22 protein-coding genes are annotated in these 24,352 nt (G+C 72.2%); 9 read left to right on the top strand and 13 right to left on the bottom strand.

What is annotated here, in order from left to right; translation table 11 throughout:
- Positions 1–84 precede the first annotated feature (84 nt).
- From ABZ939_RS26120 to ABZ939_RS26110, 3 genes are all read left to right on the top strand, one after another.
- Positions 85–915: a PP2C family protein-serine/threonine phosphatase gene (locus ABZ939_RS26120; protein ID WP_361859819.1), complete on the top strand. Its 831-nt coding sequence runs from the start codon at positions 85–87 to the stop codon at positions 913–915.
- Between the two features lie 59 nt (positions 916–974).
- Complete coding sequence (locus ABZ939_RS26115; RefSeq protein WP_361859816.1) at positions 975–1,955, top strand: MASE1 domain-containing protein; 981 nt, start codon at positions 975–977, stop codon at positions 1,953–1,955.
- An 84-nt stretch (positions 1,956–2,039) separates the two neighbouring features.
- Complete coding sequence (locus ABZ939_RS26110) at positions 2,040–3,155, top strand: AI-2E family transporter (protein WP_361859813.1); 1,116 nt, start codon at positions 2,040–2,042, stop codon at positions 3,153–3,155.
- A 41-nt stretch (positions 3,156–3,196) separates the two neighbouring features.
- On the opposite strand, the gene ABZ939_RS26105 is transcribed toward ABZ939_RS26110, so the two are convergent.
- The 5 genes from ABZ939_RS26105 to ABZ939_RS26085 all read right to left on the bottom strand — a co-directional run bounded on the left by ABZ939_RS26105 (position 3,197) and on the right by ABZ939_RS26085 (position 8,692).
- Positions 3,197–3,679, bottom strand: coding sequence for an NUDIX domain-containing protein (locus ABZ939_RS26105; RefSeq protein WP_361859810.1), 483 nt, complete (start codon positions 3,677–3,679; stop codon positions 3,197–3,199).
- A 23-nt stretch (positions 3,680–3,702) separates the two neighbouring features.
- A complete protein-coding gene (locus ABZ939_RS26100; protein ID WP_361859808.1) occupies positions 3,703–4,437 on the bottom strand; it encodes a D-Ala-D-Ala carboxypeptidase family metallohydrolase in 735 nt (244 codons plus the stop codon).
- 135 nt (positions 4,438–4,572) lie between these two features.
- Complete coding sequence (locus ABZ939_RS26095) at positions 4,573–5,811, bottom strand: FAD-dependent oxidoreductase (RefSeq protein ID WP_361859805.1); 1,239 nt, start codon at positions 5,809–5,811, stop codon at positions 4,573–4,575.
- Positions 5,796–7,244 carry an FAD-dependent oxidoreductase gene (locus ABZ939_RS26090; protein WP_361859803.1) on the bottom strand — a complete coding sequence of 483 codons (1,449 nt, stop codon included), beginning with the start codon at positions 7,242–7,244 and terminating at the stop codon, positions 5,796–5,798. The genes ABZ939_RS26095 and ABZ939_RS26090 overlap by 16 nt, the downstream gene beginning before the upstream one ends.
- Entirely contained in the window at positions 7,241–8,692 is a 1,452-nt protein-coding gene (locus ABZ939_RS26085) for an FGGY family carbohydrate kinase (protein WP_361859800.1), read from the bottom strand. The genes ABZ939_RS26090 and ABZ939_RS26085 overlap by 4 nt, the downstream gene beginning before the upstream one ends.
- Before the next feature lie 296 nt (positions 8,693–8,988).
- Between ABZ939_RS26085 and ABZ939_RS26080 the strand changes: the two genes are divergently transcribed.
- Together ABZ939_RS26080 and ABZ939_RS26075 are read left to right on the top strand one after the other, a co-directional pair.
- Positions 8,989–9,966 carry a hypothetical protein gene (locus ABZ939_RS26080; RefSeq protein ID WP_361859797.1) on the top strand — a complete coding sequence of 326 codons (978 nt, stop codon included), beginning with the start codon at positions 8,989–8,991 and terminating at the stop codon, positions 9,964–9,966.
- 58 nt (positions 9,967–10,024) lie between these two features.
- Positions 10,025–11,554, top strand: a complete 1,530-nt coding sequence (locus tag ABZ939_RS26075) for an amino acid permease (protein WP_361859794.1) — start codon at positions 10,025–10,027, stop codon at positions 11,552–11,554.
- Positions 11,555–11,561: 7 nt separating this feature from the next.
- On the opposite strand, the gene ABZ939_RS26070 is transcribed toward ABZ939_RS26075, so the two are convergent.
- Positions 11,562–12,314 carry a GntR family transcriptional regulator gene (locus ABZ939_RS26070; protein ID WP_361859791.1) on the bottom strand — a complete coding sequence of 251 codons (753 nt, stop codon included), beginning with the start codon at positions 12,312–12,314 and terminating at the stop codon, positions 11,562–11,564.
- Between the two features lie 213 nt (positions 12,315–12,527).
- On the opposite strand from ABZ939_RS26070, the gene ABZ939_RS26065 reads away from it, so the two are divergent.
- Positions 12,528–13,868: a DUF2252 domain-containing protein gene (locus tag ABZ939_RS26065; protein ID WP_361859788.1), complete on the top strand. Its 1,341-nt coding sequence runs from the start codon at positions 12,528–12,530 to the stop codon at positions 13,866–13,868.
- Between the two features lie 67 nt (positions 13,869–13,935).
- On the opposite strand, the gene ABZ939_RS26060 is transcribed toward ABZ939_RS26065, so the two are convergent.
- Positions 13,936–15,333 (bottom strand): FAD-dependent monooxygenase, encoded by a 1,398-nt coding sequence (locus ABZ939_RS26060; protein WP_361859785.1) that lies wholly within the window; start codon positions 15,331–15,333, stop codon positions 13,936–13,938.
- A 24-nt stretch (positions 15,334–15,357) separates the two neighbouring features.
- Positions 15,358–15,735 carry a metalloregulator ArsR/SmtB family transcription factor gene (locus ABZ939_RS26055; RefSeq protein ID WP_361859782.1) on the bottom strand — a complete coding sequence of 126 codons (378 nt, stop codon included), beginning with the start codon at positions 15,733–15,735 and terminating at the stop codon, positions 15,358–15,360.
- 108 nt (positions 15,736–15,843) lie between these two features.
- Here ABZ939_RS26055 and ABZ939_RS26050 point away from each other — a divergent pair, with 108 nt between their 5' ends.
- Positions 15,844–17,736: a heavy metal translocating P-type ATPase gene (locus ABZ939_RS26050; RefSeq protein WP_361859779.1), complete on the top strand. Its 1,893-nt coding sequence runs from the start codon at positions 15,844–15,846 to the stop codon at positions 17,734–17,736.
- A gap of 56 nt (positions 17,737–17,792) precedes the next feature.
- Here the strand turns inward: ABZ939_RS26050 and rpmF are convergent, their stop codons facing one another.
- A complete protein-coding gene (gene rpmF / locus ABZ939_RS26045) occupies positions 17,793–17,963 on the bottom strand; it encodes a 50S ribosomal protein L32 (protein ID WP_361859776.1) in 171 nt (56 codons plus the stop codon).
- 274 nt (positions 17,964–18,237) lie between these two features.
- On the opposite strand from rpmF, the gene ABZ939_RS26040 reads away from it, so the two are divergent.
- Both ABZ939_RS26040 and ABZ939_RS26035 read left to right on the top strand, forming a co-directional pair.
- A complete protein-coding gene (locus ABZ939_RS26040; protein ID WP_361859773.1) occupies positions 18,238–19,332 on the top strand; it encodes a chemotaxis protein in 1,095 nt (364 codons plus the stop codon).
- A 117-nt stretch (positions 19,333–19,449) separates the two neighbouring features.
- Entirely contained in the window at positions 19,450–19,941 is a 492-nt protein-coding gene (locus tag ABZ939_RS26035) for a DUF1269 domain-containing protein (protein WP_361859771.1), read from the top strand.
- A gap of 67 nt (positions 19,942–20,008) precedes the next feature.
- Here ABZ939_RS26035 and ABZ939_RS26030 read toward each other — a convergent pair whose 3' ends face one another.
- The 4 genes from ABZ939_RS26030 to cbiQ all read right to left on the bottom strand — a co-directional run bounded on the left by ABZ939_RS26030 (position 20,009) and on the right by cbiQ (position 24,351).
- Positions 20,009–20,542 carry a PadR family transcriptional regulator gene (locus ABZ939_RS26030; RefSeq protein WP_361859768.1) on the bottom strand — a complete coding sequence of 178 codons (534 nt, stop codon included), beginning with the start codon at positions 20,540–20,542 and terminating at the stop codon, positions 20,009–20,011.
- A 29-nt stretch (positions 20,543–20,571) separates the two neighbouring features.
- Positions 20,572–22,587 (bottom strand): NADPH-dependent 2,4-dienoyl-CoA reductase, encoded by a 2,016-nt coding sequence (locus tag ABZ939_RS26025; RefSeq protein ID WP_361859765.1) that lies wholly within the window; start codon positions 22,585–22,587, stop codon positions 20,572–20,574.
- A gap of 169 nt (positions 22,588–22,756) precedes the next feature.
- Entirely contained in the window at positions 22,757–23,605 is an 849-nt protein-coding gene (locus ABZ939_RS26020; RefSeq protein ID WP_361859762.1) for an ATP-binding cassette domain-containing protein, read from the bottom strand.
- Positions 23,602–24,351 (bottom strand): cobalt ECF transporter T component CbiQ, encoded by a 750-nt coding sequence (gene cbiQ, locus ABZ939_RS26015; protein ID WP_361859759.1) that lies wholly within the window; start codon positions 24,349–24,351, stop codon positions 23,602–23,604. The genes ABZ939_RS26020 and cbiQ overlap by 4 nt, the downstream gene beginning before the upstream one ends.
- Position 24,352: the final 1 nt, after the last annotated feature.

The following is a 24,352-nucleotide window of genomic DNA, read 5'->3' as shown; positions in this document are numbered from 1 at the left end:
CTCCGGTCCGCTCTTCCCCTGTGGAGGCATGCGGCAGCGGCGACTAGGGTGAGGTGTGAGCCGGCGGGACCACCCGGAGCCGTGATGCGCGGACAGCGTCCCGAGCCGCCCGACAACGCGCAGCAACTCCTGATCGCGCTCGGACAGCTCGTCGATCAGGCCCTGGAGCGGATCAAGTTCCAGCGTGCCAGGGTCGAGCTGGCCATGGCGTTGCAGCGCCATATGCTGCCGCCCGGGCTGCCGGAGCTGCCTGGGCTGCATTTCGCCGCCAGGTACACGCCCTCACGCGACGGTCTGGACGTGGGCGGCGACTGGTACGACGCCTTTGTGATGACCGACGGGTCGCTCGGGCTCGCGATCGGCGACGTGCAGGGCCACGATGTGGAGGCGATCGCCTTCATGGGGCAGGTGCGTACGAGCCTGCGCGCCATCGCCGAGGCGACGACCGACACCCGCGAGGTGCTGGGCCGCGCCAACGATCTGCTGATCGCCATGGGGTGCGGCCTGTTCGCGACCTGCTGTTTCCTGCGTTTCGACCCGGCCACCCGCGATCTGACGGTCTCCCGGGCCGGCCATGTCCCCATGGTCTGGGCCACAGCCGCGGGCCACTGGGGCATAGCCCTCGACCGCGGCGGGCCACCGCTGGGCATCGTGCCCGGCGAACGGTATCCGGTGACCCACCGACGGCTGACAGAGGCAGGGGTCCTGGTGCTGCTGACCGACGGAGTGGTGGAGGGCCCGCGCTACCCGATCGAGGCCGGCCTGGACGAGGTGGCCAAACTGGCGCGCGCGGGGTTCGACGCCGATCCCGAAGTGCTGGCCTCCGCCGTCGTCAAAGTGGCCGATCAGACGGGACACCGTGATGACGCCGCGGTCCTCGTCGTCCGCTACGACGGCCCGCAGGAGCCCGACTGACAGACGAAGGGGCCGTCGCCGGAGTCGCCGGGGGAGGGCCGCGAGCGCAGACTGCTGTAGTGCGCCGTGCGGAGATGAGGCGCTACGGTTCCGATGCCGTGCGCGTCCTGGCCGTGGCCGCCGTCTACTACGGAGCCGCCCGGATCGGGCTTCTCCAGCAGCTGGTACGTGACCAGGTCACGCCGCTGTGGCCGCCGACCGGCGTCGCGCTGGCCGCGCTGCTCCTCCTGGGGCTGCGCGTCTGGCCGGGCATCGCCCTCGGCGCGTTCCTGGCGAACGTCTTCCTAGGACCGTCGGCGATCGCCGTCCTGGCCATCACCGTGGGCAACACCCTCGCGCCGGTCTGTGCCTGTCTGATGCTGCGCAGAGCCGGATTCCGAGCGGAACTGGACCGCCTGAGGGACGTACTCGCGCTGGTCTTCCTCGGCGCGCTCGCCGGAATGTTGATCAGTTCAACCATCGGCAGCGGCGCACTGGTGCTGTCCGGGGCGGTGGACGCGGGCGACTTCTGGCCGACATGGTCCGTGTGGTGGACCGGTGACGCGATGGGGATCCTTGTCGTCACACCCTTCCTGCTCGTGCTGCGCAGGGCGCGATGGCCGGCGCGGACAGGGCCGGCCCGCTGGCTCGAGGCGGTGGCGCTGGCAGCGGGTACGGTCTGCACCACGCTGGTGGCCACGCGCACACCCGATTCGACGCTGCTCTTCCTCGTCTCCCCCTTCCTGATCTGGGCGGCCTTCCGCTTCCAACTGGCCGGCGCGGCGCCCTGCGCGCTCGTGGTCTCGACGCTCGCGATTCTGGCCGCTGCCGACGACAGCGGTCCGTTCGCCGGCGAGGATCTCTTCTCCAGCATGGTCACGCTCCAGGCCTTCAACGGCACGACGGCGCTGACGGCTCTGCTCCTCGCGGCCGTCATCACCGAACGCAACAACACCTATGAGGAGATCAAACGGGTGTGCGCGCGGTTCGCGGAGATGGTGGGCCAGTTGGAGCCGCGGCCGGATTCGTATGAACTCCCGCCCGAAGACCCGCCGTCATGACGCCGCTCCCGTCCTGCCGCCGTGCCCCGCCACCGTGCGGGAGCGATTCCGAGACATGGCCTCGGTATCAATAGGGTGATCCCCATGTCTGCCACGTTGAGTTCCACAAAAGCCGCCGCCGCGCTTCGCACCGCAGCACGCGTCTCCGCCGAGTCACTGCTGGTCCTCGTGATGGCTGCCGTGAGCCTGTGGATCGTGGGCCGCATGTGGCCGGTCGTCTGGCCACTCATAGTGGGCCTGTTCCTCACCACCCTCACCTGGCCCCTGACCCGCTTCCTGAGACGGCACGGATGGCGTCCCGCCCTGGCCGCGGGCGCCGTCACCCTGCTGTTCCTCCTGGTCGTCGCGGGCATCGGCGCGCTGATCGCGGTGCCGGTGGCGTCCCAGTCCGGCGAGCTGGCCGACGGCGTCGTCGAAGGCATCCAGAAGTTGCGGGAGTGGGCTGCCGGGCCGCCGCTGAACATCGGCGACGACCAGATCTCAGGCGCCTTCGACACCGCGATGGCCCGCATCCAGGACAGCGTCGGCAGCATGGTCACCGCCATCGCCTCCGGGGTCGGCACCGTGTTCAACGGCATCGTCACCGCCGTCCTGGCGCTCTTCCTGATGTTCTTCTTCCTCAAGGACGGCCCGCGTTTCCTGCCGTGGCTCACCCGGCAGCTCCCCGGCCGGCTCGCCACCGACGTTCCGATCGTCGCCGAGCGCGGCTGGGACACCCTGGGCACCTTCGTACGCTCGCAGGCTTTCGTCGGCCTGCTCGACGCCGTCTTCATCGGCCTCGGCCTGTGGATCCTGGATGTGCCCCTGGTCCTCCCGCTGGCGGTGCTGACCTTCGTGTCCGCCTTCGTGCCGATCGTGGGAGCCCTGTTCGCCGGGCTCGTCGCGGTGCTCATCGCGTTGGTGTCGAACGGTCCGACCGACGCGCTGATCGTGCTGGCGATCATCGTCGCCGTCCAGCAACTGGAGGGCAACGTGTTCCAGCCCATGATCCAGAGCCGCGGGCTCGGCCTCCACGCGGCGGTGGTCCTGCTGGCGGTGACCTTGGGCGGCAGCCTGGCCGGCATCGTGGGCAGCCTGCTCGCCGTGCCCGTGGCCGCGCTGATCGCGGTGGTCTGGAACTACCTGCGCGAACAGCTTGGTGAACCCCTGACGGAACCGGAGACCGACGAACCGCTCACCGGTACCCCCGTCCCGTCCTAGGGCCTGTCCGGCGGACAGGCCCTAGCGCCTGGGAGCGCCGGTCAGACGTCGCCCCGACCGTTCACGCTCGCGCTGAGCCGTTCGAGGAAGACCCGCTGACCGGCGACCAGGAGGGGGGCGGCCGCCTCGGGGGCGAACCAGCCGACCCGGTCGATCTCCGGGAACTCCCGCTGGACGCCCGAACCGCGCGGCCACTCCATGGTGAACGTCCCCGGCACGATCCGGGTCGGGTCGAGATCTGCCTCCACCGCCCAGATCGTGACGGTCTTTCCGTTGGCCTGCCGGGCCTCCCCGAGCGCGATCGGCTCGCCGTCCGGTGCCGGCAGGCCGAGCTCCTCCTCGAACTCACGGCGGGCGGCGGCCTCCGGCGTCTCCTCCGGGCCGTACTCGCCCTTGGGGATCGACCAGGCCGAGACGTCCTTCGAGGACCAGAACGGCCCGCCCATATGACCGATGAGCACCTCGAAGCCACCGTCCGCCGTCCTGCGGAAGAGAAGAAGCCCGGCACTGCGCTTGTCCGACATGGCGTCCAGTGTGGCGGAACGGGTCAGATGCCGCAGCTGCTTGCCGACCAGTAACGCGACGCACGCGTGTCCACGTGCGCGTGGTCGCCGTGGCCCGGGTAGCCGGGGCCGAGGATCCCGTTGAAGCCGTGGTTGCGCGCCTGCTTGGCCAGCGTGCAGAGCGAGGGCGAGCCGGTCAGGTCGATCCCGTCGCCGTACAGATGCCGGCTGTCCGAAGCCCCGCCGACCGCCGAGTTGCAGGCGTACGAGCGGAAGCCGCTGCTCACCGAGATCGGAACGTCGCCGAGTGCGTGGCGCATCGCCTCCAGCTTCCACATCGCGCGCAGGGCGTTCGACTTGGCGGTGGCCGCGCTGACGGCGCCGCCGGAGAAGTCGCCGTTGCACTTGTTGAGCTCGGCGTAGGTGAAGTGGATCGGCGTGCAGTCGGCGTCCTGGAGGGCGTACAACTTCGAGAAGGTCGCGGGGCCGGCGACGCCGTCGGCGGCGAGTCCGTACGCCTGCTGGAAGCGGGTCACCGCGGCCTGGGTGGCGGGGCCGTACTCGCCGTCGACCGCGAGGACGGCGCCGTAGCCGGGATATCCGGCGACCCGGATCTGCAGTTGGGTCACGTCCGCGCCGGACATGCCCGAGGACAGGGTGCGGCCCCAGGTGTAGCACTCGTCCGCGTGTGCGGTGCCGGATGTGGCGACGGTGCCCGCGAGGGCGGCGACCACCACGAGGACCGTGGCGAGCAGGGATCTGACCAAGCGCCGGACCATGACACCTCCGTGTCGGAAGGGGACGGGACCGGACCTCCGCCGGTCCTGCGTCATGAGCATGACCATGAGCATGGGGTGGGGCGGGACGGCGGTCAACGGTGCCGGACCCCTGCCATTGGCCCAGGCCAGTGGCGCCTACGAGCCGATCCGCACGGTCACGGCACCGCCCGCCGGATCCACCTCCCGCGCCCACGCTGCGGCGAGCCGCACGGAACGGTGCGGCCACGCCGTGCCCAAGAGCCTGCCGCGACGGAGGATCCGGCCGTCCTGGGAGACCTCCACGACCGGGCGCACCAGCGGCTCCCGTACCCGGAGCAGAAACGGACGTCCGACCGCTTCCGCGGTGATCAGGTTCGGCGCCGCCCAGGCCACGGGCGCTTCCGCCACCACCGGCACTCCCGCCGGGGGCCACGGCTCTCCCGACAGATGGCGCAGCACCGCGTCCGCCACCCCGCGCCCCTCGGCCGCCGCCGCCCCCGCCGACTCGACGCCGCGCAGCACGTTGCCCACCGCGAAGACACCCACCGATCCGGTACGGAACGAGCCGTCCACCGCGGGCCCCCGGGTACCGGGATCCAGCGGCACCGCCCCGGCGCGGGCCAGCTCGTGGTCGGGGATCCAGTCCCCGGTGAAGACGACCGTGTCGCAGCGGATCGTGACGCTTCGTCCGTCGGGGCGGCTCAGGCGGACTCCGGTGAGTCGCCCCCAGCCCAGCAGCTCCGTCACCACGGCGCCCGTCAGCAGCGGAGGCATCGGCGTGGCGGTGAAGCGCCGTGGCCCGCGCGGCTGCTCGGTCACCATGGCCACCACATCCGCTCCGCCCCGGCGCAGCGCCCGCACAGCGTGATGGGCCACCGGCTCGGCGCCGATGACGACGGCCCGCCGCCCGAGTCGCTCACGCCGCACCCCGTACAGATGCACGGACTGCTGCAGCTCGCCGGTCGTCAGCACCCCGGCAGGGCGTGTCCCCGGCACCAGGCGTGCGCTGCGCGGCCGTTCGCGCGCGCCGGTCGCCAGGACCACCGCCCGTCCCGTGATCCTCTCGAGCCCGGTCGGGGCCGTGACGTCCAGAGTGAGGGGGCCGGCCCAGCCGGTCGCGGAGACTCCGGTACGGACCGTGGCCCCGGCCACCATCGCGGCCCGCGCCATCCGGCGCGCGTACCCCGGCCCGTCCACCGGGCGGCCAGGACCGGTCAGGCCGAAGCCGCCGTGGGCGCAGTGGCGCGGCACGCCGCCGGCCTCCTGCTCCTGCTCAAGGACCTCGATCCGGTACCGGCTCGCCCCGGCCGCGGCGAGCCGCGCGGCCGCCGCGAGCCCGGCGGGCCCGGCTCCGACGACGAGCACGTCCACCGTACGGTTCACCGCTCCGGCCATGGGGGCTCCGCCTCCTCGAACATCGCCCGTACCGCCGCCCCGCAGGAGAACCCCTGGCACCGGCCGCCACGGGCCCGGGTGCGGCGCCGCAGCCCGTCGAGCGAGGCAGGCGGGATCGTCGAGCCGAGCGCCGCCCGGATCTCGCCCCGGGTGACCCGCTCGCAGTGGCACACGATCGACCCGAACTCCGGTTCTCGCGCGATGAGTTCGGCGTCCCGGTACGGGCGCGGGAACGCCTCGCCCAGGTTCGGCATCCGCACCGGGACGAGCGGACGCTCCGCCCCCAGGGACAGTCCGCTGTCCGCGAGCAGCTCAACCACGTGCGCGGCGATCGCCAGGGACCCGGTCAGGCCGGTGGACCGGATGCCGCCCACCGTGACGTACCGGAGCCCCGGGTGAGCAGCGCACTTGTAGTCGTCGTACTCGGTCGCCGCCCGCAGCCCGGCATAGACGGCCGTGACCTCCTCGTCGAGGAGTCCGGGCAGGATCCGGCCGCCCTGGGCGCGCAGCGCCGCCAGGCCGTCGGCCGTCGACCCGGTTGCCGATCTGTCGTCCAGGTTCTCGGCCGTCGGGCCGAGCAGCACGTTCCCGTAGACCGTCGGCGCGACCAGGACGCCCTTGCCGAGCGCTCCGGGGACGGGCAGGAGGATGTGCCGGACCAGGGAGCGGGCGAACTTGTCGAAGACCATCAGCTGGCCGCGCCTCGGTGTCACCGTGAAGTCGCGCCGGCCGAACAGCGCGTCGAACCGGTCCGCGTACAGTCCGCAGACGTTGACGACGTACCGGGCGCGCAGGACACCGCGCGGTGTGACCAGCCGGTGCGGCTCGCCGGGATCGACCTTCTCCACACGGCAGTTGAGGTGCAGGTCGACCCCGGAGCGGACGGCCTGGGTGGCGTACGCGAGTGTGGTCGTCCAGGGACAGATGATCGACTCGCCCGGGACGTCCAGGGCACCGAGCGCGCCGGGCCCCAGGTGCGGCTCCCGCGCGCGCAGTTCCCCGGCGCCCAGGATCCGGGTGGTGCGGTGGCCGTTGCGCACGGCCTTGTCCGCGAGGCGGGGGAGTGCGGCCAGTTGCTCCTCGTCCCAGGCGACGAGCAGCGCGCCGACCGGCTCGACGGGAATGCCGGTCTCCTGCGCGTAATCGGCGAGCAGACGCTGCCCCTCCCGAACCAGCCGGGCCTCCAGCGAGCCCGGCACGGCGTCGAAACCGGTGTGCAGGATCGCGGTGTTGGCCTTCGAGGTGCCCTCGCCGACATCGCCGGACGCCTCGACGAGCGCGACCCGCAACGGGCGGCGGGCCAGTTCGCGGGCGATCGCGGAGCCGACCACCCCGGCACCGACCACCGCGACGTCGTACTCCCCGCCCGGCGCCGAGGTGTCCGGCAGTGCTCCCGTGCGGGTGACGACTCCGGGTCGCCGTCCGGCCGTCATGGGCGCGGCGCGGCGGGGGAGCCGTCGAGGAGCGCCGCCACGGCGGTTCGGAACCGGCCCCTGCGTTCCTCCGCCTCGGCGGGCGTGACGGCGGGCTCGTACACGGCCGACGGCTTCCACTCCGGAACGGCCTCATGGACGGCTAGGCCGGGATCGAGGCCGAGCCGGGCCACCGCGCCGACTCCGAGCGCCGTCGCGTCGGGCAACGCCGAGACCTCGACGGGGACTTGGAGCAGGTCGGCCTGCGTCTGCATCAGCAGCGCGGAGCGGGTCAGCCCGCCGTCGACCCGCAGCGCGGTCAACGGCGCGCCGAGGTCGGCCGCCGCCGCGCCGGCGAGCTCCACGACCTGGGCGGCGATCCCCTCGCACAACGCGCGGACCAGGTGCCCGCCGGTCGTGTCCAGGCCGAGCCCGTGCAGCGAACCGCGGACGTCGCCGCGCCACCACGGCGCGGCGAGTCCCGCGAGCGCCGGTACGAAGGTGACTCCGCCGGAGTCCGGCACCGCCCCGCCCACCGCGTCGATGTCCTCGGCGCCCGACAGCACCCCGAGGTCGGTCAGCCAGCGCACGGCGGACGCGGCCGTGTAGACCTGGCCGTCCAGGCAGTAGTCCGTCCGCCCGGCGAGGCGCCAGGCCACACAGCTCACGAGCCCCGAGTCGCCGCGGCGCGGGGTCGGCCCGGTCTGCGCGAGCAGGAACGCCCCTGTTCCGTAGGTGCACTTGGCCGCGCCCGGTTCGGTGACGCTCTGGGCGAGGAGGGCCGCCTGCTGGTCCACGAGCAGTCCGGTCAGCGGGAGTGGTGGCCCGAACGCGGTGGTGACCCCCACTCGGGTGTCGGCGTCCACCACGCGGGGCAGGCGTTCGCCGCCCAGACCGAAGACGTCGAGCGCGGCAGCGGACCAGGACACCGTGTCCAGGTCGAGCAGTCCGGTGCGCCCCGCGGTCGCGGCGTCCGTGACGAACTCGCCCGTGAGACGGTGCACCAGCCAGGCGTCGCTCGTCGTGACCACGCCGGCCCCGGTGAGCTGCCGACGGATCCAGGCCATCTTGGGAGCGGCGAAATAGGGGTCCAGCGGCAGCCCGGTCCATTGCCGCAACTCATGGGCGTGGGCGGAGAGTTCCGCGCACAGGCCCTCGGCTCTGCGGTCCTGCCAGACGAGCGCGTCGGTGAGCGGCTCGCCCGTCGCCGGGTCCCAGGCGAGAACGGTCTCGCCCTGATTGGCCAGGCCGACCGCCGCGACCGGGGTGCCCGCCTCAGCCAGTGCGGTCCGGCCCGCGGCGACGACCGAGTCGTACAGTTCGGCCGGATCGACCTCGACCAGGCCGCCCGGCAGATATCGCGGCCGTACGGGCGCCGAACCGGAGCCGATGACGCCGCGCTCCGGGCAGACGACGAGCGCCTTCGTCCCGGAAGTGCCCTGGTCGACGGCGAGTACCGGGCCCGTCATCGTCGTACTCCCGTCCCCGAAGCGTCTTCGGTCCTTGATCGCGGAAGCGGAAAGACTGGTGCACACGAACGGTTCCGTCAAGCGGCTGCCGACCCGGACGTCAGCTCGTCACACAGATGTGATGGATGATCATATTCATTCCGTGGCTGAATAGTTACGGTCAGATGTGAAAGTGGACCGGTCTCGTCCAGACGTCTCTATAGTGATCGCCGATCGACGGCCGGGATGCCCACCGGGGGACTGACCACCCCCTCCACCCACCGAGGACCCATGTCTCCCACCGCACGCCCCGCTCCGTGAAGGCAGGACACGGCTTCCGGCCCGTCTACCATCCGGCGGGCCACGATCACGCCCTGCGTCATGCCGTCCAGGATCTGCGGACCGGCCGCTGGGTGTCCATGGCCCGATTACTCGACGAGACGTCCGGCTGGGACGGCTGGACCCGGCGCACCCAGGTGCTCGCCACGGTCGCCGCCGGCACGGATGTCGTCCAGATCTGGCGGAGCGAGCAGCCCGACAGCCTCCCCGCGACCGTGATGCATACCCGGGTCGCCGTGGAACGGGCCGTACGGGCCCACCGCGGTGGCCACCCCCGCACCCGCGCACTCTGGCAGGAGGCGTGGACCGCCTGCCGCCACGCCGCCGAACAGGCGCCCGCCGACCCGGTCCCCTGGGTCTGCCTGCTCGCCCTCGCCGTACTCGACGAACACCAGCACATGGAGGAGCACCGGCTCCGCCCGCCCGCGCCCATGCTGCCGCCCGGCCCGTGGGGCCTCCTCGCCGAGGCGGAGAAACGCGACCCGTTCAACCGCGAAGCACACCATCGGATGCTCCAGTTCTTCTACGGGCGCCGGTCCGGACCGCTCTCCGAAGCGGTCAACTACGCTCAGTGGGCGGCCGGTTCGGCACCCACCGGCTCCGCCCTGCACGCCCTCCCGCTCTACGTACGGGTCGAGCGCTACCGGCGGGAACGCGGCCACGAGCACGCCCTCGACCTGCACTGGGTCGCCGAGGACGCCATCCGTGACGCCCGCCGCGCCCTGGACACCTGGTTCCTCTTCTGCGCCACCGACGAGGCATCCCTCCTCGACCTCAACCATCTCGCCCACGCCCTCCACGGCGCCCTCCGCTTCGCCGACGCGGCCCGCGTGTTCGAGGCCCTCGGGCCGTACTGGACGGTCCTGCCCTGGGCGTACCGCACGCCCCGGCCCGACGACCGGGCGCTCGCCGAGGAGGCCTTCGTGCGTGCCCGCGCCCGCTGTCTCGATCCGTGACCCCCCTACCCCGGCCACCCCTTCACTCCCCACGTCCCCAGCTCCCGGAGGAACCGGCATGTCCCGCACCGCCCCCACCGACGAGATACGCAGGCCCCCGGCCGGGCAGGACGAGGAGGCCCGGCTCAGAGAGCTCGGCTACCAGCCCGTTCTCGCCCGCCGTATGGGCGGCTTCGGCAACTTCGCCATCAGCTTCTCCGTCATCTCCATCCTGTCCGGCTGTATGACGCTCTACGGCTTCGGCCTCGGCACCGGCGGCCCCGCCGTCATGATGTGGGGCTGGGCGGGCGTCGGGCTCTTCGTGCTGTGCGTCGGCCTCGCGCTCGCCGAGGTCACCAGCGCGTACCCCACCTCCGGAGCCCTCTACTACATGGCCGACCGGCTCGGAGGTCGGCGCTGGGGCTGGTACACCGGCTGGCTGAATCTGCTCGGTCTGCTCGGCGCGATCGCGGGCATCGACTACGGCGCCGCGCTCTTCACCGGAGCCTTCCTCAACCTCCAGTGGGGCATCGTGCCCACGGCCGGCTCCACCTTCCTGATCTTCCTCGCGATCCTGCTGCTGCACGCTGTGCTGAACCTCTTCGGCGTGCGTCTGGTCAGCGTGCTCAACTCCGTCAGCGTCTGGTGGCACCTGGCCGGCGTGGCCGTGATCGTCGGCGCCCTGGCGATCGTCCCCGACCGCCACCAGTCCGCCGAGTTCGTCTTCACCGAGTTCGTCAACGACACGGGCTGGGCCAACCCCTTCTACGTCGCCGCCGTCGGCCTGCTCCTCGCTCAGTACACCTTCTCCGGCTACGACGCCTCCGCCCATCTCTCGGAGGAGACGTCCAACGCCTCGGTCAGCGCGGCCAAGGGAATCGTCCGTGCCATCTGGGTCTCATGGATCGCCGGCTTCGCGCTGCTCGGCGGACTGACGTTCGCGATCCAGGACTACGCGGGCACCCAGAACAGTGCCACCGGTGTACCGCCGGCACAGATCCTGCTCGACGCGCTCGGCTCCGGCGGCGCCACCGCCCTGCTGCTCGTGGTGATCGTGGCCCAGCTCTTCTGCGGCAACGCCGAGGTGGCCGCCGCCAGCCGGATGGTCTTCGCCTTCAGCCGCGACAACGCCCTCCCCGGCTCGGCCCTCTGGCGCAAGGTCAGCAGCCGTACGCAGACCCCGGTACCGGCCGTGTGGCTCGCGGTCGGCGTCGCCGCTCTCCTCGCCGTGCCGTCGCTGTACTCCGCGACCGCCTACGGCGCCGTCACCGCCATCAACGTCATCGGCATCACGCCCGCCTACGCCATTCCCATCTATCTGCGGCTGCGGGCGGGCAAGCGGTTCACACCGGGCCCGTGGAACCTGGGCCGTTGGAGCGCACCGATCGGCTGGACCGCCGTGATCTGGGTGGCTCTCGTCACCGTGCTCTTCTGCCTGCCGCAGAAGTCCCCGGTGACCATCGACTCCATGAACTACGCGGTCATCGCCCTCGCCGTCGTCCTCCTGCTCGCCAGCGTCTGGTGGTACGTGGCCCGCCGCTCGTACGGCACCCCCTCGGCGTACGGCAGCCCCCGCGAGGAGGCGGAGATCGCCGAGGGGATCGTATGACCGAACGTCACCCGCTGAACTCGTAGGTCCACGCGGCCCCGTGCGCCGCGAAGTCGATGTCCGTGATCTCCAGCGCGTGCCCGTGCTGGTCGCTCACCACCCGGTGGACGACCAGCCGGGCGGCGCCGTCCCCCACCCCCGCGGCGGAGACCGGCGGCACCCCGATCGACTCCCGGCGGGTGAGGCGCAGTCCGGCCTGGTGCATCCAGTGGTAGAGCAGCCGCAGATCGGGCTGGAGCACGGTGCCCCTGCCCCGCCGATAGCGGGCGAGCTGCGGTATCTCGGCGAGCGCCTGCCGGGAGAACCAGGACACCGAACGCTGCAGGGGCGCGCCGCCGGGGGAGAGGACGACATGCCGGTGGACGAGCGTGGGTTCGCCGGGGACGAGTGCGAGCCGCCGGGCGGGCGCGGTGGGCGGGGCCTCCCAGGAGAGCGAGGCGCGGACCAGGGCGTCGGCCGCCTCCGTACCGCCGGGGAAGGACTGTCGACGAGACGTCAGGACCGGTACACGCGGCTCGTGTTCGGTGGCCGCGGCGAACGTGCCGCGACGGTCGGTGACGACGAGCCTTTCCTCCCGCAGGAGTCGCAGCGCGCTGCGGACCGTCTGCCGGTTGACGTGGTAGCGGTGCGCGAGGGAACGCTCGGACGGGAGCCGGCTGCCGGGGGAGATCTGCCGGTCGGCGAGGTCGCTGCGCAGCGCGGCGGCGACCCGGAGGTAGAGCGGGACCACCGCCGCCTGCTCGGGTTCGGGCTCAGCCATGTTCCAACCCTCTCTTTGCTCGGCGTGACATGTGCTCAGCGTGACTGTCTGGGCCGTGTGGGTGATCAATTCCTATCATTGGTCTAAACCACTAAGGAAGGGGGGGTGACGGGACTGGCCGAAATCCGGACCGTCCCGGGGTGCGCGCGGCAGCGTCTGACCTTGTAATGAGTCTCGACCGGTAGGAGCGGCGGAAGAGGCGGGTGAGGCCGGATGACGACACCTGCGGCGCGGGTCGAGGCCGGCAAAGCGGCCCGCAAGATCGTCCCGCGGTCCTCGCACGGCCGCTGGATACCCTCCTCGCAGCGCCCGGACCCGCTGGCCGTGCTGGAGCGGCAGGCCGTCGACCGCGTACCCGAACTGATCCCCATCCGGTACGGCCGGATGGTCGTCTCGCCCTTCGCGTTCCTGCGCGGAGCCGCCGCCGTCATGGCCGCCGACCTCGCCGCCCAGCAGCACACCGGCCTCACCGTCCAGCTCTGCGGCGACGCCCATCTGCTCAACTTCGGTGTCTACGCTTCACCCGAACGGGCGCTTCTCTTCGACGTAAACGATTTCGACGAGACCCTGCCCGGCCCGTTCGAATGGGATGTGAAGCGGCTTGCCGCCAGCGTCGCCGTGGCCGCCCTGCAGAACGGCACCACCAAGGCCAAGGCCCACCGGGCGGCCCTCGTCGCCACCGAGGCCTACCGCAAGGCCATGCGCCGTCTCGCGGGGCTCGGCGAGCTCGACGTCTGGTACGCGCGGATCGGCGCCGACGACCTGACGGCCCTCGTCGGTCCCGAGAGCCGGGCCCGGCTCGAGAACCGCCTCGCCCGTGCCCGCCGCCGCACCAGCCTCCAGGCGCTCGCCAAACTCACCGACCAGGACGAGAGAGGCGGCCGCCACTTCGTCGACGACCCGCCGCTCCTCGAACGCACCACGGACGTGGACCGGGTCACCCTCGGCAAGATCTTCAGCGACTACCGCAGCTCGCTCTCCGAGGAGCGCCGACTGCTCCTGGACCGGTTCCACTTCGTCGACGCGGCCCGCAAGGTCGTCGGCGTCGGCAGCGTCGGCACGCGCTGCTTCATCCTCCTGCTCGAAGGCCGTGACGACACCGACCCGTTGATCCTCCAGATCAAGGAAGCCGGCCGCTCGGTCCTGGAGCCGTACCTGTCGCAGAGCGCGTACACGCACCAGGGACAGCGGGTCGTCTGCGGACAGCGGCTCACCCAGGCCGCCAGCGACATCTTCCTCGGCTGGATGACCGGACCCGAGAAGCGCCACTTCTACTGGCGCCAGTTGCGCGACATGAAGGGTTCGGCCGAGGTGGAGACCATGTCCCCGTCGATGCTCCGCAGGTACGCGGGGCTCTGCGGCCGCGCCCTGGCCCGCGCCCACGCCCGCTCGGGCGACCGCATCGCCATAGCGGCCTACCTCGGCTCCTCCGACGTCTTCGACCGGTCGGTCGCCGACTTCGCGATCCGGTACGCGGGCCAGAACGCAGACGACTACGCGGCGCTGAGCGCGGCGATCGCCGCCGGAGTGATCACGGCGGCGCCGGGGGTGTGACGACGGGGGCCGGCGTGAACAGCGGGGGCCGGGCCGGTGAACCGCCCGGACCGACCCCCGCGGCGTATCAGATCTCGCGGCGCATGGGCGGCTCGGCCGGTGTCTCCGGGACCGGACCGAAGAGCACCGCGCGGGCCACAGCGGGCGCGAACAGCGTGGTCATCGGGGACGAAAGGGTCAGTACGGAACGGAACGCCGCGCCCACCACCGGATCCCCCGCGTACCGCTGCTGCAGCCGGCTCAGGTACCAGCCCACCGGCTTGTCCACCGCGCGCGCGGCCAACGCGTTGCCGGTGGCGCCCGGCATCTTCTTGTCCGCGCCGGCCGAGATGTCCCAGGCCTGCCTCGAGGAGTCGAGCAGCGCCTTCTGCACCGCCCGGGTGGTCGCCGTGCGCTTCGGGTCGGTCAGCGCCCGGCGCAGGGCGACGGCGTTCATCGCGGCGACCGCCATGCCCTGGCCGTAGATCGGGTTGAAGGCGCACAGCGCGTCACCGGTGGCGAGGAAGCCGGCCGGGCGGCGGCCCGGACGGTCGTACCGCCGACGGACGTTGGCGGTCTTGCGGAAGCCGAAGACGGAGGACTCCGGTTCGGCCTTCGCCAGCCACTCGCCGATCAGGGGATGGGGCAGCCGGTGCGCGTACCCCTCGAACCCGGCCTCGTCCGTGGGCGGTTCGTCGCCCCTCAGCCCGGACAGCGTCACCATGTACCGGCCTTCGCCGAGCGGCAACACCCCACCGCTGTAGACCTGTTCGGGGTTGGGAATGATGTAGTAGGCGAGCGCGTCCGACGCGTCCGACGTGCTGTCCCGCGGGCCCCGGTAGACGCGGGTGGAGTAGGCGAGCCCGGTGTCGATCGTCTCCTCGTGCGGCGCCTCGGCGCCGATCGCGGCCAGCCAGTCGGGCGCGCCCGTGCCGCGGCCCGAGGCGTCCACCACCAGGTCGGCCTCCAGGGAACGGGTCTCCTTGGCGGCGCCCGTGCCCCGTTCGCGCAGCAGCACCCCGCGGACCCGCGAGGAGTCACCGAGCAGACCGACCGTCTCGGCCCCTTCGACGGTCTCGATCCGCGGATCGGCCAGAACGCGTCGCCGTACCAGCCATTCGAGCTGAGCGCGCGGGCCTGTCGAGATGGAGGAGGTGGCGGCCATCCGGCGGAACCACCGGCCGTTCTGCCACTGCACCATGTCCTCGGGCATGCCCACCCGGGGCGCACCCAGCTCGCCGAGTTCCTTCATGAACCCCGGCAACAGCTCGTCCAGCGCCCGCTGTCCACCCTCGACCAGCACATGCGTGTGGCGGCTCTGCGGCACACCGGGCCGGGTGTCCGGCCCCTCGGGGAAGCGGTCGCGCTCGACGACCGTCACCTTCTCCGCGTGCTCGCTGAGCACCCGCGCGGCCAGCAGACCCGCGAGACTTCCCCCGATGACCACCGCGTGACGTGTCCCGCGGTGCCCCAACTCGTCGGCCATCCCCGCCCTTTCCCCGAAGTGGATCTAAGGCTGACCAGTATCCACGGTCTCGCGGGGCACGTCGCGTGCGCCGAGGCGCAGGTGCTCGATGTGGTAGACGGCCTCGTCGAGGAGTTGGGCGACATGGTTGTCGTAGAGGCTGTACTCGATCCGGCGGCCCTGTCGGACCCCGGTGACGAGGCCCAGCGCGCGCAGCAGGCGCAGTTGGTGGGAGACGGCGGACTGCTCCATGTCGACGGCGGAGGCGAGTTCGGTCACTCCGCACGGGCCCTGGCGCAGCTTGGTGAGGATCATCAGCCGCGAGGGCGTCGCGAGGGCCTGGAGGGTGGCGGCGATGGTGGCCGCGGACTCCGCGTCCAGGTGGGTTGCCGGGGTTGTCTCGCCGTTCACGCCGTGTCCCATGGGCTCATCGTAGCGGCGACGATAAACAGATGAATGAAGACCTCTTCATGTATTCCGCTATGGTGGTGCCCCGCCCCCGTCGTCCCCCGATCGAAGAGGTGTCCACGCATGGCTTCCCCGGTGCTCGAAGCCCGGACCGCTGCCCCGGCGGACAAGGCCACGCCGCCTTCCCGCCGCACCCGCGCGTCCGCCCTGCCCGAGGTCCGCTGGGCCGCGCTGTCCGCCCTGGCCTTCCTCCTCGCCCTGCTGCTGGACCTGGCCGGCGCCCCCGCCTGGGCCTGGGGGCCGCTCTACGCGGTCTGCTACGCCGCCGGAGGCTGGGAACCCGGCTGGGCGGGGCTCCAGGCGCTCCGAGAGAAGTCCCTCGACGTCGATCTGCTCATGGTGGTCGCCGCGATCGGCGCGGCGTCGATCGGCCAGTACCTCGACGGCGGCCTCCTCATCGTCATCTTCGCCGTCTCCGGCGCGCTGGAGGCGCTCGCCACCCGCCGCACCGCCGACTCCGTACGCGGCCTGCTCGACCTCGCGCCCGCGAAGGCCGTACGGCTGACGGGCGGGGCCGAGGAACCGGTGGAGGTGGCCGATCTGCGGATCGGCGACACCGTTCTCGTACGGCCGGGGGAGCGGCTGCCCGCCGACGGCACCGTGCTCGACGGCGCGAGCGACGTCGACCAGGCGACCATCACCGGGGAGTCGCTGCCCGCGGCCAAGGCGCCCGGCGACGAGGTCTTCGCCGGCACCCTCAACGGCACAGGCGCCCTGCGCGTCCGGGTGGACAAGGACGCGGCCGACTCCGTCATCGCGCGGATCGTCGCCCTCGTCGAGGAGGCCAGCGCCACCAAGGCGCCCACCCAGCTCTTCATCGAGAAGATCGAGCAGCGCTACTCCGTCGGCGTCGTCGTCGCCACCCTGGCGCTCTTCGCGATCCCGCTCGCGCTCGGCGCCGACTTCACCGGCACGCTGCTCCGCGCCATGACCTTCATGATCGTGGCCTCGCCCTGCGCAGTCGTCCTCGCCACCATGCCGCCGCTGCTCTCCGCGATCGCCACCGCCGGGCGACACGGCGTCCTGGTCAAGTCCGCCGTCGTGATGGAGCGGCTCGGCGCGGTCGACCGGGTCGCGCTCGACAAGACCGGCACCCTGACCGAGGGCGCGCCGCGCGTGACGCGCGTCGAGGGGGACCCGGAGGCGCTCGCCCTCGCTGCCGCGGCCGAGCTGCCCAGCGAACACCCCCTGGCCCGCGCGGTGGTGGCCGCCGCGCGAGCCCGCGGACTGACCGTCCCCGAGGCGAAGGACTTCCTCTCCGTGCCCGGTGAGGGCGTGCGGGCCGTGGTCGAAGGCCGAGAGGTGCGTGTCCGGCGCGCGGACGGCGAGCACGCCGACACCACCGTCGAGGTCGTCGTCGACGGCGCGCGGGTCGCCGTCCTCGAACTCGCCGACCGGCTCCGGGACGGCGCGCCCGAGGCGGTGGCCGCCCTCACGCGCCTCACCGGCACCACACCCACCCTGCTGACCGGCGACAACGCGGGCGCGGCGGGCCGGATCGCCGAGCAGGCCGGCATCACCGACGTACGGGCCGGGCTGCTGCCGCAGGACAAGGTCGCGGCCGTACGGGAGTGGGAGCGGGCGGGCTCGAGGGTCCTGGTGGTGGGCGACGGCGTCAACGACGCCCCCGCCCTGGCCGCCGCCCACAGCGGCATCGCGATGGGCCGGGCCGGCTCCGACCTCGCCCTGGAGACCGCCGACGCGGTCGTCGTACGCGACGAACTGGCGACGGTCCCCGCGGTCGTGGCCCTCTCGCGCAGGGCCCGCCGTCTGGTGGTCCAGAACCTGGTGATCGCCGGCACCTGCATCGGAGCCCTGGTGATCTGGGACCTCGTCGGCCACCTCCCACTGCCCCTCGGCGTAGCAGGCCACGAGGGCTCCACGGTCCTGGTGGGCCTCAACGGCCTACGCCTGCTGCGCGACAAGGCCTGGCAAAAGGCGTCGGCCGGGGAGTGAGCCGGGCGGCGGAGCCGGTGGGAGCCGCGTTCCGGTCCGCTCCCACCCCTTCGCGCTCAGCCCTCCGGGCGCAGCAGGCCGCGCTCGTACGCCCGGGCCAGGCGCTGCGGTACGCGGTAGGCGACGCCGTCGACCGTGATCGGGACCAGCTGGGGCGTGGTCGCCTTCCACTGGGCGCGGCGGTGGCGGGTGTTGGAGCGGGACATCTTCCGCTTGGGTACGGCCATGGGAATCGGACCTCCATCGTCGGGACGTGAGCGTCACGCTACATGAAAATGGTTCCCATTAACAAAGAGCCGGCCCCCGGATGAAGAGCTCGGCTCGCGGCCGATGAGACTCCGGGCGACGATGGCCGCACGGAGGAGTCCCGGACTTCTGCGCGGGCCGGGACATCTCCTCGGCGACGAGGACCGAGAAGGAGCCGGCCCAGCGGTCGGCGGCCCCCGGTGCCGCCCTGACCTGCCACGTCGTCACACCCCCGCACCCGAAAGGTCGGCTCCCATGCACCCCGCGCTCAGCACCGACGCGCTTGCGAAACTGCGTCAGCCCCGCCCCTATCCGGCCGTCTCCCTGCTCATGCCGACCCATCGCCGGGAGCCCGACAACACTCAGGACCCCGTCCGGCTCCGCAACCTCCTGGCCGAGGCCGGGGCGCTGCTCGAGGCGGACCCCGCGGTGACCCGTGAGCGGCGGACGGACGTCCTGAGCCAGTTGGAGCAGGCGCTCGCCGAGGTGGATCTCGTCCATGCCGAGGACGGCCTCGTGATCTACGCGGCGCCCGGAGAACACCAGGTCTGGTCCGTGGGCCGCCCGGTGCCGGAGCGCGTCGTGATCGCCGACACCTTCCTCACCCGCAACCTCGTCGCCGCCCAGGCGGCCGAGCAGCCCTTCTGGGCCCTCGCCGTGGCGGCCGACCGGGTCTCGCTGTGGAGTGGCGACGCCGAACGGGTCACCGAGCACACCGAGGACGGCTTTCCGCTCTCGCGGAGCCTGGAGGACCCGGACGCGGAGCGCAAGGAGCGCATCGGCGACCTGCCGAGCACCTTCCAGGACGAGCAGACCCGCCGGTTCCTGCGCGACGCGCACGAGTCGCTGCGCGTCGTGCTGAGCTCTTCGCCCCGCCCGCTGTACGTGATCGCTGAGCCCGCGGCGCTCTCCCTCCTGGAGGAGATCGGCCCGCTGGGCAAGGACACGACGGCCGTTCGGCGCGGCGGCCTCGCCGCCGGTCCGGCCGCGGCGGTGTGGCAGGCGCTCGAGCCCCTCCGTACGGACAAAGCGGCGGCGGACCGGGCGGCGGTCGTCTCCGAGCTGGACGCGGCACAGGGCCGGCGCGAGTTCGCCGGTGGTCTCGACGAGGTCTGGAAGGCCGCGAAGGAGGGCCGGATCCGCCTGCTGGCCGTGGAGGAGCACTTCCGGGCCATCGTCCGCGACTACGGCGACCACCTGGAACCGGCCGAGTCCGCGGACCTCGACGCGCGCGACGACATCGTGGACGAGATCGTCGAACAGGCCCTGGAGACAGGCGCGGAGGTGCGCTTCGTCCCCGACGACACGCTGTCCGGAGCGGGCCGGGTCGCCGGCGTCCTGCGCTACTGAGCTCTGTCGTCGACCGGGTGGCGTGCGGCTCGGACGGCGACGGCACAGCGGTACCGACCCGGCGAGGCGCGGACCATCGATCAGCAGAGCACCGATCTGGTGACCACGGAGGAACAGATGTCGGAACTCATTGTCATCGGCTACGACGAGCGCTCCGTCGCGAACGACGCCTTCAGGACGGTTCAGGAGCTCGAGAAGTCCCACGTGGTCGAACTCGCCGGGCTCGCCGTCGTCTCGGTCGACCAGGACGGCGAGACACATGTCGACACGCCGAGAAAGAGCGAGAAGACGGCCATCTCCGCCACGGCCGGAGCCCTCTGGGGCTTGGTCCTCGGAATCCTCGTCCTCACGCCCGGACTCGGCGTGGTGGGCGCCGCCCTGGGCGGACTGATCGGCAAGCTGAATCAGATGGGCGTCGACAAGGGCTTCCGGGACAAGGTCCAGTCCCTGCTCAAGCCCGGTTCCGCCGCCGTGGTGATCATGGCCTCGAAGATCACCGAGGACAAGTTCGCCACCGCCATGCAGCCCTACGGCGGAACGGTCCTCAAGACGTCGCTCACGGAGGAGAACGAGAAGGAGCTCGTGGAGCAGCTCGCCGGCGCCGAGTAGGACCCGCCCCCGAGTGAGCCCCCGCCCTCCGAGTGGCCCCCCCGCCCTCCGGGGCGGGGCGCGGACCTCAACGCTCCAGTTCGTCCAGCGCGTGCGTCAGCCACTCCACCCAGAACCGCTCCAGATCGATGCCGCCGCGCAGGACGAGATGCCGCAGCCGGTCCGGCTCGCTCTCCCGGCGGGCCGGCGGGAAGTCCCGTACCTCGATGGCCCGGTACTCCTCCAACTGCCGTCGGTGCAGGTCGAGATGGCGCTCCAGCTCATCCCGCATCCCCGGGGCCCCGACGACCGCCGCCGCCCGCATCCGCAGCAGCAGCGCCGCCCGCATCGGCTTGGGGTCCTCGCTCCTCGCCACCCACTCGCTCAGCTCGGAGCGGCCCGCGGGCAGGACCTCGTACTCCTTCTTCTGTCCACGGGCCGGGACCTGGGCGGGCAGGGCACGGATGTGCCCCGCCTGCTCCAGCTTGCCCAGCTCGCGATAGATCTGCTGATGCGTGGCCGACCAGAAGTAGCCGATCGACTTGTCGAATCGGCGCGTCAGCTCGAGCCCGGAGGACGGCTTCTCGAGCAGCGCGGTCAGGATCGCGTGCGGGAGGGACATGCACGCATCCTAGGTTCGGCCCGTACGGCTCACAGCGCGGCTGCCAGCCGGGTGCCCTGGTCGATGGCGCGCTTCGCGTCCAGCTCGGCGGCCACGTCGGCGCCGCCGATCAGGTGCGCCGTACGACCGGCGGCGATCAGCTCCTCGTACAGACCGCGACGCGGCTCCTGGCCGGTGCACAGGACGATCGTGTCGACGGGGACGGTCTGCGGCTCGCCGTCGAGGGTGATGTGCAGGCCCTCGTCGTCGATCCGCTCGTACGAAGCGCCCGCGACCATCGTGACGCCGCGGTGCTTCATCTCGGCGCGGTGGATCCAGCCGGTGGTCTTGCCGAGGCCGGCGCCGACCTTGGTGGTCTTGCGCTGGAGCAGGTGGACCTGGCGCGGGGGCTTGGGGCGCTCTGGGGTGCGCAGTCCGCCGCGCGTCTCGTACGAGGTGTCGACACCCCACTGCCGGAAGTAGGTCTCGGGGTCCTGGCTGGCGCCCTCGCCGCCGTCGGTGAGGAACTCGGCGACGTCGAAGCCGATGCCGCCGGCCCCGATGATCGCGACCCGCTCGCCGACCGGTGCGCCGTCGCGCAGGACGTCGAGGTAGCTGACGACGCTGGGGTGGTCGATGCCCTCGATCTCCGGCGTGCGCGGGGTGACGCCGGTGGCGACCACGACCTCGTCGTACTCCGCGAGCAGCTCGGTGGTGGCCGTGGTGTTCAGCCGGACGTCCACGCCACGGGCGTCGAGCTGGGTACGGAAGTAGCGCAGCGTCTCGTCGAACTCCTCCTTGCCCGGCACCCGCTTGGCGATGTTCAGCTGGCCGCCGATCTCGCCCGCGGCGTCGAACAGGGTGACGGAGTGGCCGCGTTCGGCGGCGGAGACGGAGAAGGCGAGACCGGCCGGGCCCGCGCCGACGACGGCGATCTTCTTGGCGAGCCGGGTGGGGGAGAGGACCAGCTCGGTCTCGTGGCAGGCGCGCGGGTTCACCAGGCAGGAGGTGATCTTCAGGCTGAAGGTGTGGTCCAGGCATGCCTGGTTGCAGCCGATGCAGGTGTTGATGGTGTCGGCGCGGTCCGCGGCGGCCTTGGCGACGAACTCCGGGTCGGCCAGGAAGGGGCGGGCCATGGAGACGATGTCCGCGCGGCCCTCGGCGAGGATCTGCTCGGCGACCTCGGGGGTGTTGATGCGGTTGCTGGTGACGAGCGGGATGCTCACCGCGCCCATCAGCTTCTTGGTCACCCAGGTGTAGGCGCCACGGGGCACCGAGGTCGCGATGGTGGGGATGCGGGCCTCGTGCCAGCCGATGCCGGTGTTGATGATGGTCGCGCCGGCGGCCTCGATCTCCTTGGCGAGGGCGACGACCTCCTCCAGCGTGGAGCCGCCGGGGACCAGGTCCAGCATCGAGAGGCGGTAGATGACGATGAAGTCCTCGCCGACCCGCTCGCGGATACGGCGGACGATCTCCAGCGGGAAGCGGACCCGGTTCTCGTAGCTGCCGCCCCAGCGGTCGGTGCGGTGGTTGGTCGCCGCCGCGATGAACTCGTTGATCAGGTAGCCCTCGGAGCCCATGACCTCCACGCCGTCGTACCCGGCGGCCTTGGCGAGCTCCGCGCAGCGGGCGTAGTCCTCGACGGTCTGCTCGACCTCGGCGTCGGTGAGCTCGTTGGGGACGAAGGGGCTGATCGGCGCCTGGATCGCGCTGGGGCCGACGAGCGCGGGGTGGTAGGCGTACCGGCCGAAGTGCAGGATCTGCATCGCGATCCGCCCGCCCTCGCCGTGCACGGCGTCGGTGATGAGCCGGTGCTCGGCCACCTCCTCGTCGGTGGTCAGCTTGGCGCCGCCGTCCCAGGGGCGGCCGGCCTCGTTCGGGGCGATGCCGCCGGTCACGATCAGCCCGACGCCGCCGCGGGCGCGCTCGGCGTAGAACGCGGCCATCCGCTCGAAGCCGTTCTCGGTCTCTTCGAGGCCGACGTGCATGGAACCCATGAGCACCCGGTTGGGCAGGGTGGTGAACCCGAGGTCGAGCGGGCTCAGCAGGTGCGGGTACGGGGTCATGGGGGCGCCTCCTCGCGCAGTGTCGTCACGACTGTTGTAGACGACCCGAGGCAGCTTGTGCAACAAGTTGCATAACGGTGGGAGGGTGATCTGCGCGACGTTGCGACGCGCCACGGCCCCCGGGCGGGTTCTCCGCCAGGGGGCCGTCGGGGGTGCGGTACGGCTGGGACTACGCGCCGCGCGGTGCCGTGACCCAGCTGTCCAGGTCCTCCGCCGTGCGCGGGCCCTCCGCGTCCGCCGCGAGCAGACCGTGGGCGCGGAGCAGACGCGTCACCGCCATTCCCCACGGGCGTCGCAGCCGTGCCGCGTCGAGGAGCGCGTCGTCCGCGAGCAGCTCCTCGATCGGGCCCGTCCGCAGCCCCTCGGGCGAGAGCACCGCCGCGTCGTCGGCCCAGCGCAGCGCCAGATCGACGTCGTGGGTCGCCATCACCACCGTGGTGCCCGACTCCCGCAGCCGCGCGAGCGCGTCGAGCAGCCGCTCCTGCCCGTGCGGATCGAGGCCGGCCGTCGGCTCGTCCATGATGAGCACCCGCGGCCGCATGGCCACGGCGCCCGCGATCGCGGCCCGCTTCCGCTGCCCGTACGAGAGCAGATGGGTCGGCCGGTCCTCCAGGGCCACGATGTCCAGCGCCTCCAGCGCCTCGCGCACCCGGAGTCGTACCTCCTCCTCCGGCAGCCCCAGATTCATCGGACCGAACGACACGTCCTGGCCGACCGAGGCGGCGAAGAGCTGGTCGTCCGGGTCCTGGACGACCAGCTGCACGGTCGTGCGCAGCCGGGTCAGCCCCTTCCGGTCGTACGAGACGTCCTCACCGTCCAGCCGGAGCGCGCCGCCGGCACACCGCAGGCCCCCGCTCAGCAGCCGCAGCATCGTCGTCTTGCCCCCGCCGTTGCGGCCGAGGAGGGCCATCGCCCGGCCCTCCGGCACGGCGAAGTCGATGCCGTCGAGGACGACCGGCCCGTCCTCGTAGGCGAACGTGGCCTTCACCAGTTCCACGACAGGCGGCGCAGGACTCACAGCAGGGACCTTTCCAGTACGAGAGTGAGGGCGACGAGCCCGGCCAGGAGGCCGGCCGTCGACGCGAGGAACCGGGTCGAGACCGCGGCCTGGGGCACCAGGACCCGCAGGGTCCCGTCGTAACCCCGCCCGGCGAGCCCGGTCTGCAGGCGCTGTGCCCGGTCGAAGGCGCGTACGAACGCGGTCGCGCCGAGCCCGGCGAGCGAGCGCCAGGTCGCCGCCCGGGTCGTCAGCCCGAGCCGGGCCGCCTGCGCCTGCCGGATCTTGGTCATCGCGTCCAGCAGAAGGAAGCTGATCCGGTACATCACCAGCGCCACGTCCACCACGGGCGCCGGCACCCCGGCCCGCACCAGCCGCGGCAGCACGTCCGAGACGGGCGTGGTGAACGCGAACAGCAACACGCCCAGGGACGCCGCCGAGGTCCGCAGCAGCAGCTCACCCGCGTGGACCGGTCCGTCCGGCGCGAAGGCGACGATCCCCCGTGACCCGCCGACCTCGAACAGGAGCGGGACCGCGCCCGTCACACAGAACCCCAGGGGGATGCGGAACGCGCGCCACAGCTGACGGCGCGGCACCCCGGCCGGACCCAGGAGCACCGCGAGGGTGGCCGCCGCCACGAGCACGGCACCCGGCCACGGCGGCAGACAGACCGCGCAGAGCGTCAGACCGAAGCCGAGCACGGCTTTCTCGCAGGGGTGACGGCGGCGCCAGCGACTGCTGTGCGCCGCCGCGTCGATCGGCAGCACC

The organism is Streptomyces sp. NPDC046712 (genome assembly GCF_040645695.1).
GTDB lineage: Bacteria > Actinomycetota > Actinomycetes > Streptomycetales > Streptomycetaceae > Streptomyces.
The sequence above is the reverse complement of the archived record's forward strand: the minus strand, read 5'-3'. Positions and strand labels throughout refer to the sequence as shown.

Excerpts from the sequence above, each read along its gene's own strand:
- ABZ939_RS26120 (WP_361859819.1), top strand. The coding sequence starts at position 85 with ATGCGCGGACAGCGTCCCGAGCCGCCCGACAACGCGCAGCAACTCCTG.
- ABZ939_RS26110 (WP_361859813.1), top strand. The coding sequence starts at position 2,040 with ATGTCTGCCACGTTGAGTTCCACAAAAGCCGCCGCCGCGCTTCGCACC.
- ABZ939_RS26105 (WP_361859810.1), bottom strand. The coding sequence starts at position 3,679 with ATGTCGGACAAGCGCAGTGCCGGGCTTCTTCTCTTCCGCAGGACGGCG.
- ABZ939_RS26100 (WP_361859808.1), bottom strand. The coding sequence starts at position 4,437 with ATGGTCCGGCGCTTGGTCAGATCCCTGCTCGCCACGGTCCTCGTGGTG.
- ABZ939_RS26095 (WP_361859805.1), bottom strand. The coding sequence starts at position 5,811 with ATGGCCGGAGCGGTGAACCGTACGGTGGACGTGCTCGTCGTCGGAGCC.
- ABZ939_RS26090 (WP_361859803.1), bottom strand. The coding sequence starts at position 7,244 with ATGACGGCCGGACGGCGACCCGGAGTCGTCACCCGCACGGGAGCACTG.
- ABZ939_RS26085 (WP_361859800.1), bottom strand. The coding sequence starts at position 8,692 with ATGACGGGCCCGGTACTCGCCGTCGACCAGGGCACTTCCGGGACGAAG.
- ABZ939_RS26075 (WP_361859794.1), top strand. The coding sequence starts at position 10,025 with ATGTCCCGCACCGCCCCCACCGACGAGATACGCAGGCCCCCGGCCGGG.
- ABZ939_RS26070 (WP_361859791.1), bottom strand. The coding sequence starts at position 12,314 with ATGGCTGAGCCCGAACCCGAGCAGGCGGCGGTGGTCCCGCTCTACCTC.
- ABZ939_RS26065 (WP_361859788.1), top strand. The coding sequence starts at position 12,528 with ATGACGACACCTGCGGCGCGGGTCGAGGCCGGCAAAGCGGCCCGCAAG.
- ABZ939_RS26060 (WP_361859785.1), bottom strand. The coding sequence starts at position 15,333 with ATGGCCGACGAGTTGGGGCACCGCGGGACACGTCACGCGGTGGTCATC.
- ABZ939_RS26055 (WP_361859782.1), bottom strand. The coding sequence starts at position 15,735 with ATGGGACACGGCGTGAACGGCGAGACAACCCCGGCAACCCACCTGGAC.
- ABZ939_RS26050 (WP_361859779.1), top strand. The coding sequence starts at position 15,844 with ATGGCTTCCCCGGTGCTCGAAGCCCGGACCGCTGCCCCGGCGGACAAG.
- rpmF (WP_361859776.1), bottom strand. The coding sequence starts at position 17,963 with ATGGCCGTACCCAAGCGGAAGATGTCCCGCTCCAACACCCGCCACCGC.
- ABZ939_RS26040 (WP_361859773.1), top strand. The coding sequence starts at position 18,238 with ATGCACCCCGCGCTCAGCACCGACGCGCTTGCGAAACTGCGTCAGCCC.
- ABZ939_RS26035 (WP_361859771.1), top strand. The coding sequence starts at position 19,450 with ATGTCGGAACTCATTGTCATCGGCTACGACGAGCGCTCCGTCGCGAAC.
- ABZ939_RS26030 (WP_361859768.1), bottom strand. The coding sequence starts at position 20,542 with ATGTCCCTCCCGCACGCGATCCTGACCGCGCTGCTCGAGAAGCCGTCC.
- ABZ939_RS26025 (WP_361859765.1), bottom strand. The coding sequence starts at position 22,587 with ATGACCCCGTACCCGCACCTGCTGAGCCCGCTCGACCTCGGGTTCACC.